General features: G+C 46.3%; 11 protein-coding genes and 1 pseudogene. 4 read left to right on the top strand and 8 right to left on the bottom strand.

Going from position 1 to position 15464, the window contains the following annotated elements; all coding sequences use genetic code 11:
• Positions 1-19: 19 nt before the first annotated feature.
• On the bottom strand, positions 20-274 hold the full coding sequence (locus EII41_RS11560) for a hypothetical protein (RefSeq protein WP_124790710.1): 255 nt from the start codon (positions 272-274) through the stop codon (positions 20-22).
• Positions 275-328: 54 nt separating this feature from the next.
• Between EII41_RS11560 and EII41_RS11565 the strand changes: the two genes are divergently transcribed.
• The 3 genes and pseudogenes from EII41_RS11565 to EII41_RS11575 all read left to right on the top strand — a co-directional run.
• Positions 329-2623, top strand: a complete 2295-nt coding sequence (locus tag EII41_RS11565) for an ATP-dependent helicase (RefSeq protein WP_124790711.1) — start codon at positions 329-331, stop codon at positions 2621-2623.
• 4 nt (positions 2624-2627) lie between these two features.
• Positions 2628-3764 carry a carboxynorspermidine decarboxylase gene (gene nspC / locus EII41_RS11570; protein ID WP_124790712.1) on the top strand — a complete coding sequence of 379 codons (1137 nt, stop codon included), beginning with the start codon at positions 2628-2630 and terminating at the stop codon, positions 3762-3764.
• 281 nt (positions 3765-4045) lie between these two features.
• Positions 4046-5521, top strand: a pseudogene (locus EII41_RS11575) (sodium-translocating pyrophosphatase); the annotation flags it as partial.
• Between the two features lie 139 nt (positions 5522-5660).
• Here EII41_RS11575 and EII41_RS11580 read toward each other — a convergent pair.
• From EII41_RS11580 to EII41_RS11610, 7 genes are all read right to left on the bottom strand, one after another.
• Positions 5661-6185: a ferritin gene (locus EII41_RS11580; RefSeq protein ID WP_124750537.1), complete on the bottom strand. Its 525-nt coding sequence runs from the start codon at positions 6183-6185 to the stop codon at positions 5661-5663.
• Positions 6186-6372: 187 nt separating this feature from the next.
• The gene (locus EII41_RS11585; protein ID WP_124790713.1) at positions 6373-7041 is read right to left on the bottom strand and encodes an HD domain-containing protein; all 669 of its coding nucleotides are present in this window, start codon (positions 7039-7041) and stop codon (positions 6373-6375) included.
• 221 nt (positions 7042-7262) lie between these two features.
• On the bottom strand, positions 7263-8825 hold the full coding sequence (locus EII41_RS11590; RefSeq protein WP_124790714.1) for a RagB/SusD family nutrient uptake outer membrane protein: 1563 nt from the start codon (positions 8823-8825) through the stop codon (positions 7263-7265).
• 27 nt (positions 8826-8852) lie between these two features.
• Positions 8853-12242 (bottom strand): TonB-dependent receptor, encoded by a 3390-nt coding sequence (locus EII41_RS11595; RefSeq protein ID WP_411292604.1) that lies wholly within the window; start codon positions 12240-12242, stop codon positions 8853-8855.
• A 164-nt stretch (positions 12243-12406) separates the two neighbouring features.
• Positions 12407-13330, bottom strand: coding sequence for a FecR family protein (locus tag EII41_RS11600; protein WP_124790716.1), 924 nt, complete (start codon positions 13328-13330; stop codon positions 12407-12409).
• 67 nt (positions 13331-13397) lie between these two features.
• On the bottom strand, positions 13398-13958 hold the full coding sequence (locus tag EII41_RS11605; protein WP_124790717.1) for an RNA polymerase sigma-70 factor: 561 nt from the start codon (positions 13956-13958) through the stop codon (positions 13398-13400).
• 46 nt (positions 13959-14004) lie between these two features.
• Entirely contained in the window at positions 14005-15135 is a 1131-nt protein-coding gene (locus EII41_RS11610) for an ISAs1 family transposase (RefSeq protein WP_124790718.1), read from the bottom strand.
• Between the two features lie 108 nt (positions 15136-15243).
• Here EII41_RS11610 and EII41_RS14575 point away from each other — a divergent pair, with 108 nt between their 5' ends.
• Positions 15244-15366: a hypothetical protein gene (locus tag EII41_RS14575; RefSeq protein ID WP_260425569.1), complete on the top strand. Its 123-nt coding sequence runs from the start codon at positions 15244-15246 to the stop codon at positions 15364-15366.
• Positions 15367-15464: the final 98 nt, after the last annotated feature.

Here is a 15464-nt window from a genome sequence, read left to right on the forward strand (position 1 = left end):
CTCACCGTTGACCTCGGAACTACTCCGGGTACGTTCCCGAACTACCCGACACCTGCTTCGGAACGTATCCATGGGAGGTTCCGAACCACTCGCCCATACGTTCCCAACCACCTGCCGATACGTTCGGAACGTCCTTCCGGTACGTTCCGAACCACCCTTCGTCAGGTTCCGAACGTATCGAAATACTCTTCCGAACCATCCCCCGATAGGGGATACTGCGCCGCGCAAGCAGGAGAGGATTCGGGCGATACGACGCCGCGACGGGGGCGATCATGTTTTTTGCCGGAAATACTATATCTTTGCATGCCGAATAGCAAAAGCAACGAAGGTGAACCATTCCATATTAGACGAGTTAAATGATAATCAGCGTGAAATTGTGTTGTACTGCGACGGTCCGGCCATGGTAGTGGCAGGTGCTGGTTCGGGCAAGACGCGCGTCCTGACGTACAAAATCATTCATCTGCTTGAACAGGGACTGGCCCCTTACAGCATTCTGGCGCTTACGTTTACGAACAAGGCCGCTCGCGAGATGAAACACCGTATCGCTACGCTGACGGACGAGTCGCTGGGGCGTCGGCTGAGCATGGGTACGTTTCATTCCATCTTCTACCGTATCTTGCGCCGCGAGGCCGAAGCGATCGGGTATCGGCCGGATTTCACGATCTACGACGCGTCCGACTCGAAGAACCTGATCCGCAGCATCATCAAAGAGATGCAACTCGACGAGAAGACCTACCGGCCGGGCATGGTGCAGAGTCGCATCTCGAACGCGAAGAACAGGCTCATCACCTGCGAGGCGTACGAACGAAACAGGGAGCTGATCGAATACGATACGAAGTCGAAAGTCCCCGCGCTCCACGAGATTTACAAGCGCTACCAGAGCCGCTGCTATCAGGCCGGCGTGATGGATTTCGACGAGCTGCTGCTACAGACGAATCTGCTGTTTCGCGACCATCGGCAGGTGCTGGAAAAATATCAGGAACTGTTCCGCTATGTGCTGGTAGACGAGTATCAGGATACGAATTTTGCGCAACACCTGATCGTGACGCGTCTGTGCGAGAAGCACCGGCGCATCTGCGTCGTCGGCGACGATGCCCAGAGTATCTACTCGTTTCGCGGAGCCAACATCGACAACATGCTGCGCTTCAAAGATCAGTACCCCGACTATCGCCTGTTCAAATTGGAACGGAACTATCGTTCGACGCAAAACATCGTCAATGCGGCCAACAGTCTCATCCATAAAAACAAAGGGCAAATTCCCAAGCATGTCTACTCCGAAAACGAGCCGGGCAGCAAGATACGCGTCCTTTCGGCGTATTCGGACTATGAAGAAGGGTATCTGATCGCCTCGCAGATCCTCGAACTGCGGATGAACGAACGGAGCGCCTACGCCCACTTTGCCGTGCTCTATCGCACGAATGCGCAGTCGCGTATCCTCGAAGAAGCGCTCCGGAAAAGAAACATCGCCTACAAAATTTACGGCGGACAGTCGTTTTACCAGCGTAAGGAAATCAAAGACCTGATCGCCTACTTCCGGGTCATCGTCAACCCGCACGACGAGGAAGCGCTCAAACGGATCATCAACTACCCGGCGCGAGGCATCGGCGACACGACGGTCAGCAAATTGCTCAGCGCCGCCGACCGGCATCAGGTCAGTGTATGGACGGCACTTTCGCATCCGGCCGATTACACCGTCCCCATCCACGAAGGAACGGCACGCAAACTCCGCGAATTTCAAACGCTGATGGAAGAGCTGATGACGGAATCGACGCGTCTGCCGGCCAAAGAGATGGCGGAGCTTACCATCAAACGAAGCGGCATCGCGGCGCAGCTCTTTCAAGACCGTTCGGTCGAAGGCATCAGCCGGCAGGAGAATATGCAGGAGCTGCTGAAAGCGATTCACGAGTTTTGCGAGAACAAGCGCGAAGAAGGCAACGAACGCGTGTCGCTGGCCGATTTCCTGATGGAGGTCTCCCTCCTCACCGATCAAGACACCGATAAAGAAGAAGAGGCCGACAAAGTCACCCTGATGACCGTTCATGCGGCCAAAGGGTTGGAGTTCGACCATGTGATTATCGCGGGCATGGAGGAGAATCTTTTTCCCTCGTCGATGGCCATGGACAGCCTGCGCGCTATTGAAGAGGAACGGCGACTGTTTTATGTGGCCATCACGCGTGCCAAACGCCACTGTATCATCACCTACGCCAAGAGCCGTTTCCGCAACGGACAGCACCAAATCAGTTCGCCCAGCCATTTTCTGGACGATATCGACTCAATGTATCTGCATCGGCCGGACGATTCGGGCATGATCCGCCAGCCGATCGACGCACAGCGCTACGAACCGGCCTGTTCCCGCGCGTCTTACTCTCCGCAGCCAACCCGGAACACGCCTCCTCCGACACGCTTTAAGCGTATCGAGCACAAGGAGGTAGAAACCGTAAAACGAGTCGAATCGTTGAACGGCTTGCACGTGGGCGATACGATCCGGCACGAACGTTTCGGAAAAGGAAAAATCGTGTCGTTGGAAGGAGAAGGAGGCGACGCCAAAGCAACAGTCCATTTCGATTATTCGGGCAGCCGCACACTGCTTTTAAAATATGCTAAAATAACGGTTATCAAATAAAACAATGGATATACAGACCATCCCTTCGCCGTGTTACGTGATCGAAGAATCGCTCTTACGACGTAACCTGACGCTCATCAAAGACGTGAAAGAACGCGCCGGAATCGAAATCATTATGGCGCTGAAAGCGTTCGCCATGTGGAAAGTTTTCCCCATCGTACGCGAATATATTCCGTATGCCACCGCCAGCTCCGTGTACGAAGCGCGGTTGGTTTACGAAGAGCTGGGCACTCCGGCACATACGTACTCGCCGGCTTATACGGAGGCCGATTTTCCGCACCTGTTGAAATGCAGCAGTCATATCACGTTCAACTCGTTATCACAGTTCGAACGATTTTACCCGATGGTCGTTGCCGACGGTCGTCGCGTCTCGTGCGGATTACGCATCAACCCCGAATATTCGGACGTCGCTACCGATCTGTATAATCCCTGCGCGCCGGGGTCGCGGATGGGCATCACCTCCGACAAACTGCCCGACCGGCTTCCCGAAGGTATCGAAGGACTTCATTTTCATACGCTCTGCGAATCGTCCGCGCAAGATCTGGCAAACACGTTGCAGGCTGTCGAACAGCGCTTCGGCCGATGGCTGTCGCAAGTCCGCTGGCTGAATATGGGCGGAGGCCATCTGATGACCCGCCAAGGATACGACATCGATTTCCTTCTCCGATTATTAAAAGAGTTTAAAGCCAAGTTTCCGCATTTGCAGCTCATCATGGAGCCGGGCAGCGCCTTCTTCTGGCAGACGGGGTTTCTGCGGACAACGGTCGTCGACCTCGTCGAAAACAACGGCATCGAAACGGCCGTTATCGATGCGTCGTTCACGTGCCACATGCCCGACTGCCTCGAGATGCCCTATAAACCGGCCGTTCGCCATGCGACGGATGCCGTTCCGGGCAAACCGACGTACCGCATCGGCGGCTGTAGCTGTCTGAGCGGTGACTTTATGGGCGACTGGTCGTTCGACAGTGCGCTGCATATCGGCGACCCGCTGATCTTCGAAGATATGATTCATTATACGACCGTCAAAACGACGATGTTCAACGGTATTCAGCATCCTTCGCTGGCCATGCTCCGTGAAGACGGAACACTCGACATGTTGCGCGCCTTCACCTACGAAGATTACAAGAGCCGAATGTCGTAACAGTATATTGAACTATCTTTTTTACTCCTATATATATGGTGTGCCGGAACGCAATGCTTGCCCTTCTTTAGGTGTGTAAGAATGGGTGAAAAGCAAGGCGCTAAGGATGAGAGCAAGGGAGCATACTAACGTATGTGACTGAGCTCTCATTCCGCAAGCAACGAAGTAGTTAACCCGTTATAAAACACTGCCCCCCCCCTCCCCTTACCCCTCCCACTCTTCCCTCCATAAACCCAAATTACGCGATACACAGTTCGGCGTTTACCATTATTATTTAATGGTCGTACTGCGGCTCGATCCTTGCAACAGCCGCACTCGGTGCATCGGCATTTTACAGCAGCACAAACCTGCAAGCGAAAGCCGTACTTGCTCCGATGCTGATCGCTGCCGCCGGTATTCTGCTCTCGATCGTCGGTATTTATACCGTTCGGACGAAGGAGGGAGCAGGCATGCAGCAGTTGCTCAAATCACTCGGCACAGGGGTAAACTTGAGTTCGGTGCTGATTGCCGTAGCAGCCTTCGGTATTTTATATCTGCTGCAAATGCCCAACTGGTTCGGTATTTCGTGCTCGGTGGTTGTAGGGTTGATCGCCGGCGTGATTATTGGACAGTCGACCGAATATTATACCTCCCACTCACATAAGCCGACGCAATCGATCGCTCACAGTTCGAACTCAGGCCCGGCAACGGTTATCATTTCGGGCTTGGGTATCGGTATGGTTTCGACGGCGATCCCGGTCCTTACCATCACCTGCGCCATTATTCTGGCTTTTCTCTGCGCTACGGGCTTCGACACAGCCAATCTGTTAACCGCCGGGAACCTCAGTCTGGGACTCTATGGCATCGGTATTGCTGCCGTCGGGATGTTATCGACTTTGGGAATTACGCTGGCAACGGACGCATACGGACCTATTGCCGACAATGCGGGAGGAAATGCCGAGATGAGTAAACTCGAACCGCACGTACGCCAACGTACCGACGTACTTGATGCGCTCGGCAATACGACGGCGGCAACGGGCAAAGGATTCGCGATCGGATCGGCGGCGCTGACGGCGCTGGCCTTACTGGCTTCGTATATCGAGGAAGTGAAGATCGGATTACAGCATATCGGCACGACGACGATCGATATTGCCGGACGCACGGTAGAAGTAACACAAGCGACCATCCCCGACTTTATGGCATATTATCAAGTCGATCTGATGAATCCCAAAGTCCTGATCGGCGTCTTTATCGGGTCGATGATGGCCTTTCTCTTCTGTGGTCTGACGATGAATGCCGTCGGTCGTGCGGCTCGCAAGATGGTAGAAGAGGTGCGGCGTCAGTTCCGTGAGATCAAAGGCATCCTGACGGGAGAGGCAACACCCGATTATGCGCGTTGCGTAGCGATTTCGACCCAGGGAGCACAACGTGAGATGCTGTTCCCTTCGATATTGGCGATTATCGCACCGATACTTGTCGGGATCATCTTCGGGGTAGCCGGAGTTATGGGGTTGTTAGTCGGCGGATTGGGTGCCGGGTTCGTGCTGGCTGTTTTCATGGCTAACGCGGGTGGCGCTTGGGACAATGCCAAGAAATACATCGAGGAAGGTCATTATGGCGGAAAAGGTTCGGAAGCGCATAAAGCAACGGTGGTAGGCGATACGGTAGGCGATCCGTTTAAAGATACCTCAGGGCCTTCTCTGAATATTCTGATCAAACTGATGTCGATGGTAGCGATTGTCATGGCAGGTCTTACGGTAGCTTTCAGCCTTTTGTAACGAGGTTTTTTCATATTTTATCGCACATGGAAAGGAGGTGTCCGGATTATGTTTTCCGACACCTCCTTTTTTCTGTCGACAAGAAACAAAACCACTTGCGCAGGTTCCCTGCCGGATGGGTTTACCCTCAAACGGAGTGTTATTCTCCCGATTTCGTAAGGGGAGCGGCCATTTTATACGTACGTCCCGATAGCTCCTTATCGAGCATATACAGTCCATAGCCGTTGTCTTTTATCATCTTCAGGTTATTGATGATCTCGAGCGCTGTTTCTTCTTCTTCGACCTGCTCGTCGATAAACCACTTCAGCATGCTTTGAGTAGCATAATCGGACTCTTGCAGCGCCAACGTATACAAGTCGTTGATCAGACCGGTCACAACACGTTCGTGTTTCAACGTTTCCTCGAAAGAGTTCAGCAGCGAATCCCAAGTAGTCGGAACTTCTTCGATCGGTTTGAGGGTGACGCGTCCGCCGCGTGAGATGACATAATTGAACAGAATCATAGCGTGATCCTGCTCTTCCTTGAATTGTACCTGATACCAGTTACCGATACCGTTATACCCGTTGTCGTAGCAGTAGGCCGACATGGATAGATACAAATAGGCCGACCATAATTCGGCATTAATTTGATTGTTGATTGCCGTTTCAATTTTTTTGTTAAACATAATCGTCATTTAATTTGGGTGAATATTTAAAAGATCAGTAGCCCAAAGGTAAGGAATATATCGCAATAAACATGTTTAAAAAACAATAAAACCGATTCTTGTGTGTGCCGTATACGTTGTCCTCGTGAAACGACGACTTCTCCCGGACTGAGCACCGAAACTTGCGCGACGCAGCAAAGCAGAATTTTCAAAGAATGGCTCCGCCATTGATATTGAGTTTGAAATGAAGCCCCAGACGATCAGCTGCTTTACGGCAGAGAAGCATCCGGGTCATGAAAATCTCGAAATAATCCATCACGGCACATATTTTCGTATCGATTTCAAGAAAAAGCGTGATGGTCTTCGCCCGGGTATCGAGCCGAAGTTTCGACTTGACCACGGCATAGTTCACCCGGTCGTGAATATCTTCTTTGATGGTTGCCCGACTACGCACCCGGCTGCGACGCACATCGGTCTTGTCCGCAATAATCAGAGCTGCTGCAACTTCGTTGACGGGGAAAGCCGTTCCTTCGTCATGATTGCCGATAGCCGTAATGACAGTAGCCGTATCTTCAGGCTCCATCCCCATCTTGTCGAGGATGCGGAAAGCCATCACGGCACCGCTCTGCGCATGGTCGGTACGGTTGATGACATTGCCAATGTCGTGCATATAACCGGCAATCTTTGCCAAATCGACCTCGTGATCGCTAAATCCCAAATCTTTCAGTAGACCGCCAGCTACTTCGGCACACTTCGTACAATGTGCAAAACTGTGTTCGGTGTACCCGATTGCTTCGAGCGAAGCGTCAGCCTGCTTAATATATGTCCGTATCTCTTTCGATTGTTTAATGGTGTCAAATGTTATGTTCTTTTTCATCTTTATCATAATGGGTAAAACATTTTCATACCTGCAAAGATAAGCGATTAGATACATTTTTCACACAGGCCGACACGCAAGGCAATGATTTTATACCTCCTACCCCTAAAGAGGGTGTGCCCAAACATTGCGTTTTGACACACCCTCTAAAACGAGAATGATTATCCTTCGTTAATAAAACGTCTAATAATCATTTAAACATACAGATATCGCTAAAATCATTATTTATACCCCGGATTCTGTGTCAGGCTCGGATTACGCTGTAATTCATCGACAGACAGGGGCCAAAGTAAATCGGATTCTTTAAACGTAGCTCCTGAGGCATTCTTAGCACCTACTAAATTCGTATATTCTACTTTGCCGGGCTCTGTTTCCGAAATCACAGGAAACATTCCCGTGCGAACACAATCATCCCAGATTTTAAATTCCAATGGAAATTCGCGCAAGCGCTCTGTCCAACACTCTCTGATGAATGCCTCTTTAGAGAGCACTTGAAGTTCAGCCGTAAATGCCTCCACTGTTTTTCCACTCATATTTGCACGCGCCTTGATTTGAGCAAGATATCCTGCGGCTTCTGCATTTACACCAGCACTTTGTGCAATGGCTTCAGCCGCATCCAATAATGCTTCGGCATAACGGAAGAAATTCCAGTCTTTAGTTGCTTTACCTGTATTCAATAGCGCATTTTCGTCAAAATAATACCAACATCCGGCAAGCTCTGTCGATTCCCACTCCGCACCGGTCTTCGGATTCACGTATTTCCAATGAAAAAACTGATTCGGCTGAATACGCAGGTCTGTCTTTTCATAAACATTCAAAAATCGATTGGTTGGCCCGTATACTCTCTCAAAGATGGAATACGTATTAAATGCCTTTGTTGCACTCGAAGAAAATGCATAGGTCGGCCACCAACTTCCGTTGTTTATCGCGGCATCATATTCCTGAGCATAAATTACTTCATCCAAATCATCTGTCGAACGCAGTTTATTATAAGCACTATTACCACCCAAATCTTCATTCTTCGTCAGACTATGAGGTGAAGCTACGACCATTTTAGCATATTCGGTAGCCTCGACATACTTGCCCTGCTGCATATAGACAGAGGTTAGCATCATGGCAGCAACAAACTTAGTAATGCGATGTCCGTTATCTGCAAATTTGACAGCCGGAAGAACCGAAACAGCTTCTTTCAGGTCTGCCTCAATTAATTGATACACAGCTTCAACTTCGGTACGCTTCAGATAAAGATTATCCAGCGATTCGTATGGATCAGTCGGCATCGGAACAGCTCCAAAAAACTTCACCAAGTAAAAATAATTGAATGCCCGAAAAAATTTTGCTTCAGCGACCAGTTTAGCAGCTCTCGCAGCATCCATTTTGATTTTGGGGATATAAGCAATTGCCCCGTTAGCCACGTTGATCGAAGCATAGCAATTGTCCCACGCATTATCCACCGTATTGGAGATCGTACTTGTATGTTCCTGTCGTGTTAGTTCACGTGCATATTTACAAACAATTTCCTGTCCTTCATAGCTGTTGGTGAAATATCCTGTCAGCATCCCATTGACCGAAACGTTCGGACCGATATAGGCACTTGCAGCATGTGAAATTCGACGAGGCGCACCATTTCGATATAAATAATTTACATTCGCAACTGCCTGTGATTCGGTTTTATAATAGTCACCAGCAGTTTTCGATGATTTGGGATTTTCATCCAGAAAGCCTTCACAACCCATCAAGAAGAACAAGTTCACGCTTAAAAGCGTGTATAGAATCTTTTTCATAATTACACTTCTCTTTTTATTAATTAATTAAAATGTCACATTAAGCCCTACCGTCCAAGTTCTTGCACGCGGATAAGAGAAAAACGTCATGTTCTGCCCGAACTTATCTCCATCACCTTGAGACGTACTTTCAGGATCGTATCCTTTGAAATCGCCCGAACAGATTAAAAATGCATTATTGACACTTGCATAAGCACGTAACGCTCCGAGGCGCATAAACCGACAGCTTCGAGGCGTAAATGTATAGCCCAACTGAATAACATTGGCACGCAGATAAGAACCGTCACTAATCCACTGCGAATCAACAGTAGTATCCTGACCGGCATGACCGCTGTTCATCAGATATACGGCCTGCTGCATTGTATTGGGGTTGGTACCGTTATAGGCATCATATAAAATATTAGATAACCCGTTCGTAATTCCAAAACGATCGTAAGTAGAATGATAGAATTGCTGCATGGTTTCGACGCCCCAGACAAACTGGAAGTCAACCGTTAAATCCAGATTTTTATACGTCAGCGTATTGATCAAACTCCCCGTCCAATCCGGCATTCCTTTGCCAATAATTTCCTTCTTCTTCGTACGCTTAGCACGGCCTATTTGTTTCTTTTCGCATGCTCCGGCCGCAAAATCTTCTTCTGTATAGACTCCCAAACGCTTGTAACCGTAGAAGCTACTCATGTTCTCGCCTACCCGAAGAATGCTTTCGTAGCCACCTACCCAACTGTGCATAAGGATATCTTCGTCATTGTCCCCCAGGCCTAAAATCTTGTTTTTATTGTAATTCAAGTTCAATGTGGTCGACCAGTTAAAATCTTTTGTCTGAACCGGTATTCCGGTAATCATGATATCAAAGCCTTGATTTTGTACCGAACCGATATTTTTGAAAACAGATCGATAGCCTGTAGCTGTAGGAAGCGGACAATCAAGTAACAAATCGGTTGTTCTCTTATTATAGTAAGAAACATCGAAATTCAACCGATTGCGGAATAGTCCGAGGTTCACTCCGAAGTCCCATTGTGCCGTTTTCTCCCACCTAAGATCAGGATTAGCCATAGAGCTGATATAAGAATATGCACCGCGTTTACCGTCGAGCAAAAATGTACCAGCCGAAACAGAGGCCAAGGATTTGTAGGTCGCTATTTCGGAGTTTCCTGTCAAACCGTAGCTGGTATGCACTTTCAAATTGCTTAACAGTTCATTACCTGACAAAAAATCTTCATTCGAGACATTCCATGCTAAACCGGCGGAGGGAAAAAAAGCATACTTGTTGTTTTTACCAAATCTGGAAGATCCGTCGTAACGGGCAGTCACTGTTGCCGAATACTTATCATGATAAGTATAAGCCAGACGTAAAAAGTAAGAGTTCATCGCCCAACGGTCGTAGCTCGAAGAAGGTGGGTCAGGCGTCGTACCTACTCCCATATTGTTCCATTCGTAGAAATCATCGTCGAAGCCACGGGTAAAAGAGCGATCATAATTCTGGGTGCGCTCTTGCCATGAAAGCCCAACCATCGCATTGATTCGGTGCTTGTCAAAAACTTTACTATATGTCAAATAGGTCTCTTCCTGCCAGTAGAGTGTATTGCGATGATTGATCTCCGCCCAACCGTCAGGCATGGAAATATTATTCAATGAAACAGAAGAATAGCCTTTATACGTCCGCTGATGAGCATCGATACCGTACTGTGTCTTTAAGTCGAGACCATCGAACAAATGAAACGTAAAGGCCACGTTTCCGAATATCTGCGTATTATATCTCATACGCTTTTGCAAATCCAGAATCATCACAGGATTAGACATCCCTTCGAAACCGAAAGTTTCGCCCATCGAAGAGGTTGATGAAGTCGTATAATTACCATTGCCGTCTCGCACGGGTAGCCATGGAATCATTTCGATCATTGTACGACGTGCCTCCTGCCCGCCACCTGTTTCCGGAGTGTATCTTCCCCATGTATGATTCACCGTCAGATTTACGGCCGTAGAAAGCCAATTCACGGGATTTGCATCATACGTCAGTTTACCATTAAAGCGTTTGCTATAGGTATTGTTCACGACTCCCTGCTGATCGGTATAGTTCAGGAATGCACCCATCGAAGAGTTTTTTCCGCCTTGCTGAATATTGATTTGATGGTTGTGCGATATCGAAGTGCGCGTAGCCTCTTTCTGCCAGTTGGTATCATAAAGCGGACGACCGGCTTCATCAAAAAAATTCCGGTCTGTAAACCATTCTGCACGATTCAAAGACCAATTCTTTCCCTGCCATTTATTCTCATTAGCCAAACCTTGCATAAACGTCTCGCACCATTCTTCGGCATTCAGCACATCCATGTAGCGGGCAACAGCCGACATGCTGACGGATCCTTGATAACTGATTTTTGTTCCGTCGCCGGATTTATTTCCACGTTTGGTCGTAACCATAATCACACCGTTTGCCCCACGCGCACCATAAATTGCCGTTGCGGAAGCATCTTTCAACACCTCCATTTTCTCTATATCGTTTGGATTTAACAAATTAAAATTTTCCATAACGACACCGTCCACCACATACAGCGGATCAGACGACGAGTTGATCGTCGACATCCCTCGAATGACGACACGACTTGCATACGCTCCCGGCTGACTGGAATTAGAGAAAATATTCACTCCGGCAGCTTTGCCTCGTAAATTTTCAAGGGCACTGAAAGATTGAGCTTTCATCATATCCTCTCCTTTAGCAATAGAGATGGAGCCAGTTACATCAGATTTACGCATCGTTCCATAACCTACTACCACCACCTCTTCAAGTGCCTGCGTATCCTCAGATAATGCAACATTCACGGTTGTCTGTCCGTTTGTGGGTACTTCACGCGTATGGTATCCAATATACGAAACGACAAGAACCGCTGCGTCCTGAACTTCCAGGATAAAGTTTCCATTTATATCTGTTACTGTTCCATTCGAAGGATTCCCTTTTTCAATCACATTGGCTCCGATTATCGGCTCACCCGCATCGTCTGTAATGAAGCCGGATATTTTTCTTTTGCTTTGCTGCATCGCAACCGTTTCTACGGACTTCGTACGTGGTGTCAAGACAATGTTTGTACCAACAATGCTGTATGATACATTCGTATCACCGAAAAGATGTTGTAGCACTTCCGATACCGGCTTATTGTGAACCTCCATGGATACGACCCGATCTACTGCCACTTCATTTCGATCGTAAACAAACAGATAGCCCGTTTGTCTTTCTATTTCACCCAGCACTTTTTTTATAGAAGACCGGCCTGCTTGCAAGGTAATTTTAGCGTTTTGCGTTTCGGATTCAACAGCAAATACCCGGATCGTACATATAAATAAGAGAACAACTATTATGTTCATAATACGAAGCAAATGGCTTCGTTGCGATAAAAATATCTTAGTTTTTAAATGATTCATTATATTTGTGTTTAGCTTATTCGTATTTCGATTTGTTTATTTAACACACACTTGTGAGAAGATGATATCTCTTCTCCGGTAAGCTTTGAAATGTTTACCGTCCTTCTTTTATTATTCGGTCATTTAATTCATAGGCATTTTATTTTTCATGGTGAAACATTCTATTATTTGATCTCAATCGTATTCGTATCTTCATCCACCTGGTATGTAAATCGTTTTTTCATTTGTAACACCTTAAGAATATGCTCCAGTCCATCACGCATCCGAAACTTGCCCGTATAATGATAATGGTTGGCTTTGACCTGCTCATTGATGATATTCATTTTTACATCAAAATATAGCTCCAATTTTTGCATAACTGCAAGAACAGGCTCATTATCAAAGCTTATAATCCCCTCACGCCAAAGAAAATAGTCGGAATGCATAATCGGCAAAGTCTTCAACCGGCCATTCTCAAGGGAAACTTTCTGATTAGGAGACAACGCGATGCGTTGCATACGATTATTATCACAAACTTCTATTTTTCCTTCCAACAGCGACGCTTCAAACAATTCTGTATCTTCATAAGCAAACACATTAAACGATGTTCCCAACGCTTTGATTTTATATTCCGGCGTACAAACAATGAAGGCTCTCTCTTTATCGGTCTCTACCTCAAAGAAGCCTTCACCTTCAAGCTTCACCTGACGTACGTCGTCTGAAAAGCTAGTCGGGAAAAAAAATCGACTACCTGCATTTAACCATACTTTAGATCCATCTGCCAACATCAGCTCTACATGCTGTCCCATAGGAACATAAACAGACTGCATAGTCACAGACTCTTTTCCTGAAGTATCTGAAAATATACCTCCAATATAAAAAGAAAGTATAAAGACCGCCGCAATTTTCAAGATTTCAAGAGTCAACTTTCGTGAAAAAGTGGTTTCTTTTTTCTCTTCTCTCCGCCAAAGTTCAAAGTTAAATAATTTCCGCAATGCCATATAATGACGCATATTCTGTTCATCAGCCTCCAACCAGTTAAGAATCTGCTTTTTCTCATCTTCTGAAACATGTCCGGATATATATCGTTGTATAAGCCTGTTGTCCATTTTCGATACTTTATAAATAAGACGATTCAACAAGACTTATCACTAAAGGGAGAAAAAAATTTCCCTCCTATGGATAAAATATCACAATACGAACAAGATATAGCAATAACGGTAGATAATCTCTCAGAGATATACGCAATTTCTTTAATGCTTTGGATATATGATAATCGACACCTTTGACAGAGAGATTCATCTTTTCAGCTATTTCCTTAACAGAAAGATGTTCGAAACGGCTCATCTGAAATACACGGCGAGTTTGTTCCGGCAAATCTGTCAATGTATTCTGTACAATTCTATTAATCTCGTCCGAAAAAATCTCATCCGGATCACAGGCCTGTAACGTAGAGATACGAATAGCTAATTCGCGCTGTTGCCAGTCTTCGATGGAGCTGATAGCTTCGTTTCGTATCCGACAACTACGCATATAATCGAGTGATTTATGTTTTAGAATAGTTAAAAGCAAGGGTAATGGTTTAAGCACTTCTTCCTGTTTCATCGTTTCCCATAATTTGATCAACGCTTCAGAAGCAATATCTTCGGCAACCAAGTCATCATGTACATACGACTTAGCAAACAGAAATGATTTCCGATAATAAGTACGATATATATCTGTAAAGCGCTTCATCATCTGATTTCACATGATACAATAGCTATGTTACCCCAGGTCTTACGCATTAAAGTTCGAGTGTCAGTATTTGTTGGGGTGGAAAACAAGTGATCTTCTTCTGAATACGGAGGATGGAAGACTTCGTCCCTGTTTTTAATCGTTGTATAAAGAACACGTTAATCTTCTGAATGATATCCATCATCTGTGCCATTCGCCTGCTTCTTTTGCGGAAAGCATCGTGTCCGAGATAGACATCCAAGCTGTGATGAAGGTTATTCTCTATCGCCCAATGCCCACGAATAACTTGTCGTAAAGTGGTCAAATCCTCCATCGAAGAGATATAGTAAGCTATTTCATGACCGGCCTTACCACTCTTTTTATCCGTTTTTTTTCGAAGCACCCTATGTATAGAGCGTAATCCTTGCCAACGAGATAATATTTCACTGGGTAAGGTATCCAAAAGGTTGACAATGTTTTTATCGCGACGTATTTCTATCCGTCCGTGAAATAATTCGGTCCATTCTTCTGTCTTGATGGGTTTCTCAAATATCAGGCAAAAGCAGCTCTCTGTTTCTTGCGAACTTAAACCTTGATTGGCCTTGACACACAAAGCATAATCACCCCCATTGTCCACTATTTGCTCAACAATGCTCGTCCGAGCACCTATGCCGTCAATCGAAACAATGCCATTCTCTAAATCTGGGAACTCAAGGAATTTCTTAACAGACTTGTTCTCATCACCCTTACGATTCAGGTAAAGCTGCGAAAAACTGCACATATCTTGTGGCGAATAAGCCGAAACAAAGTGAGATCGGAGATCGAAGAAAAGCTTCTTAACGCTTCGCATCGTCTTGCCATCGATGCAGATATTCTGACCTGAAATCACTGTAATATAGCAATCTAACCAACATTGACGGGCTTCTTCAAACATCTCGACATTCAAGAGACTGAGGCTTCGATTTAGCATGTCATGCAACGGCATTGTATATGCAAACCTCTGACTGGAAATATCTTTATAAATACGCATTAATTCCTCCTCGTATTCGTGGGCATAGTCCTCTGTTTCATACCAGAAGCTACAGCCCGAAAGGCTGGAGAGGAAGACGATTAAAAATAGAAAGTCGCGTGAATAGATTTTTTTTCGCTCTAAGCACGGATCTTCCACTAAGAAAAGAGGGTCTAATAAAAGCTGATACATAAAAAAAACAGAAAATCAATGACAGCAGCAAACTTACATAAAAAAACGAGTTTTTTTATAGGCCTTCGGATAAAAATCAAGTCGCCAACTGTTCTATAGATAATTAAGGTGCTCAAAAACAGGGCAGCCGCATCCATGATACGGACGGTCGAGCCGGTTGGACAAATCATCGCCCAAATGATTGCCGAATATAATGCTGAAATCAAAGGACTTACGGAAATCAGATTCTAATTTTCCCTCCGTAAGCTTTTAGCTAGTCGTTCCTTATAAAATCAACTTATGCCACAAAATATATTTTATGCTTCCGGAAAAACCAACCGAAAATAAAA

This window comes from Tannerella forsythia (assembly GCF_003860135.1).
GTDB lineage: Bacteria > Bacteroidota > Bacteroidia > Bacteroidales > Tannerellaceae > Tannerella > Tannerella forsythia_A.

Excerpts from the sequence above, each read along its gene's own strand:
- EII41_RS11580 (WP_124750537.1), bottom strand. The coding sequence starts at position 6,185 with ATGTTTAACAAAAAAATTGAAACGGCAATCAACAATCAAATTAATGCC.
- EII41_RS11585 (WP_124790713.1), bottom strand. The coding sequence starts at position 7,041 with ATGAAAAAGAACATAACATTTGACACCATTAAACAATCGAAAGAGATA.
- EII41_RS11590 (WP_124790714.1), bottom strand. The coding sequence starts at position 8,825 with ATGAAAAAGATTCTATACACGCTTTTAAGCGTGAACTTGTTCTTCTTG.
- EII41_RS11605 (WP_124790717.1), bottom strand. The coding sequence starts at position 13,958 with ATGATGAAGCGCTTTACAGATATATATCGTACTTATTATCGGAAATCA.
- EII41_RS11610 (WP_124790718.1), bottom strand. The coding sequence starts at position 15,135 with ATGTATCAGCTTTTATTAGACCCTCTTTTCTTAGTGGAAGATCCGTGC.
- EII41_RS11600 (WP_124790716.1), bottom strand. The coding sequence starts at position 13,330 with ATGGACAACAGGCTTATACAACGATATATATCCGGACATGTTTCAGAA.
- EII41_RS11595 (WP_411292604.1), bottom strand. The coding sequence starts at position 12,242 with ATGAATCATTTAAAAACTAAGATATTTTTATCGCAACGAAGCCATTTG.
- nspC (WP_124790712.1), top strand. The coding sequence starts at position 2,628 with ATGGATATACAGACCATCCCTTCGCCGTGTTACGTGATCGAAGAATCG.
- EII41_RS11560 (WP_124790710.1), bottom strand. The coding sequence starts at position 274 with ATGATCGCCCCCGTCGCGGCGTCGTATCGCCCGAATCCTCTCCTGCTT.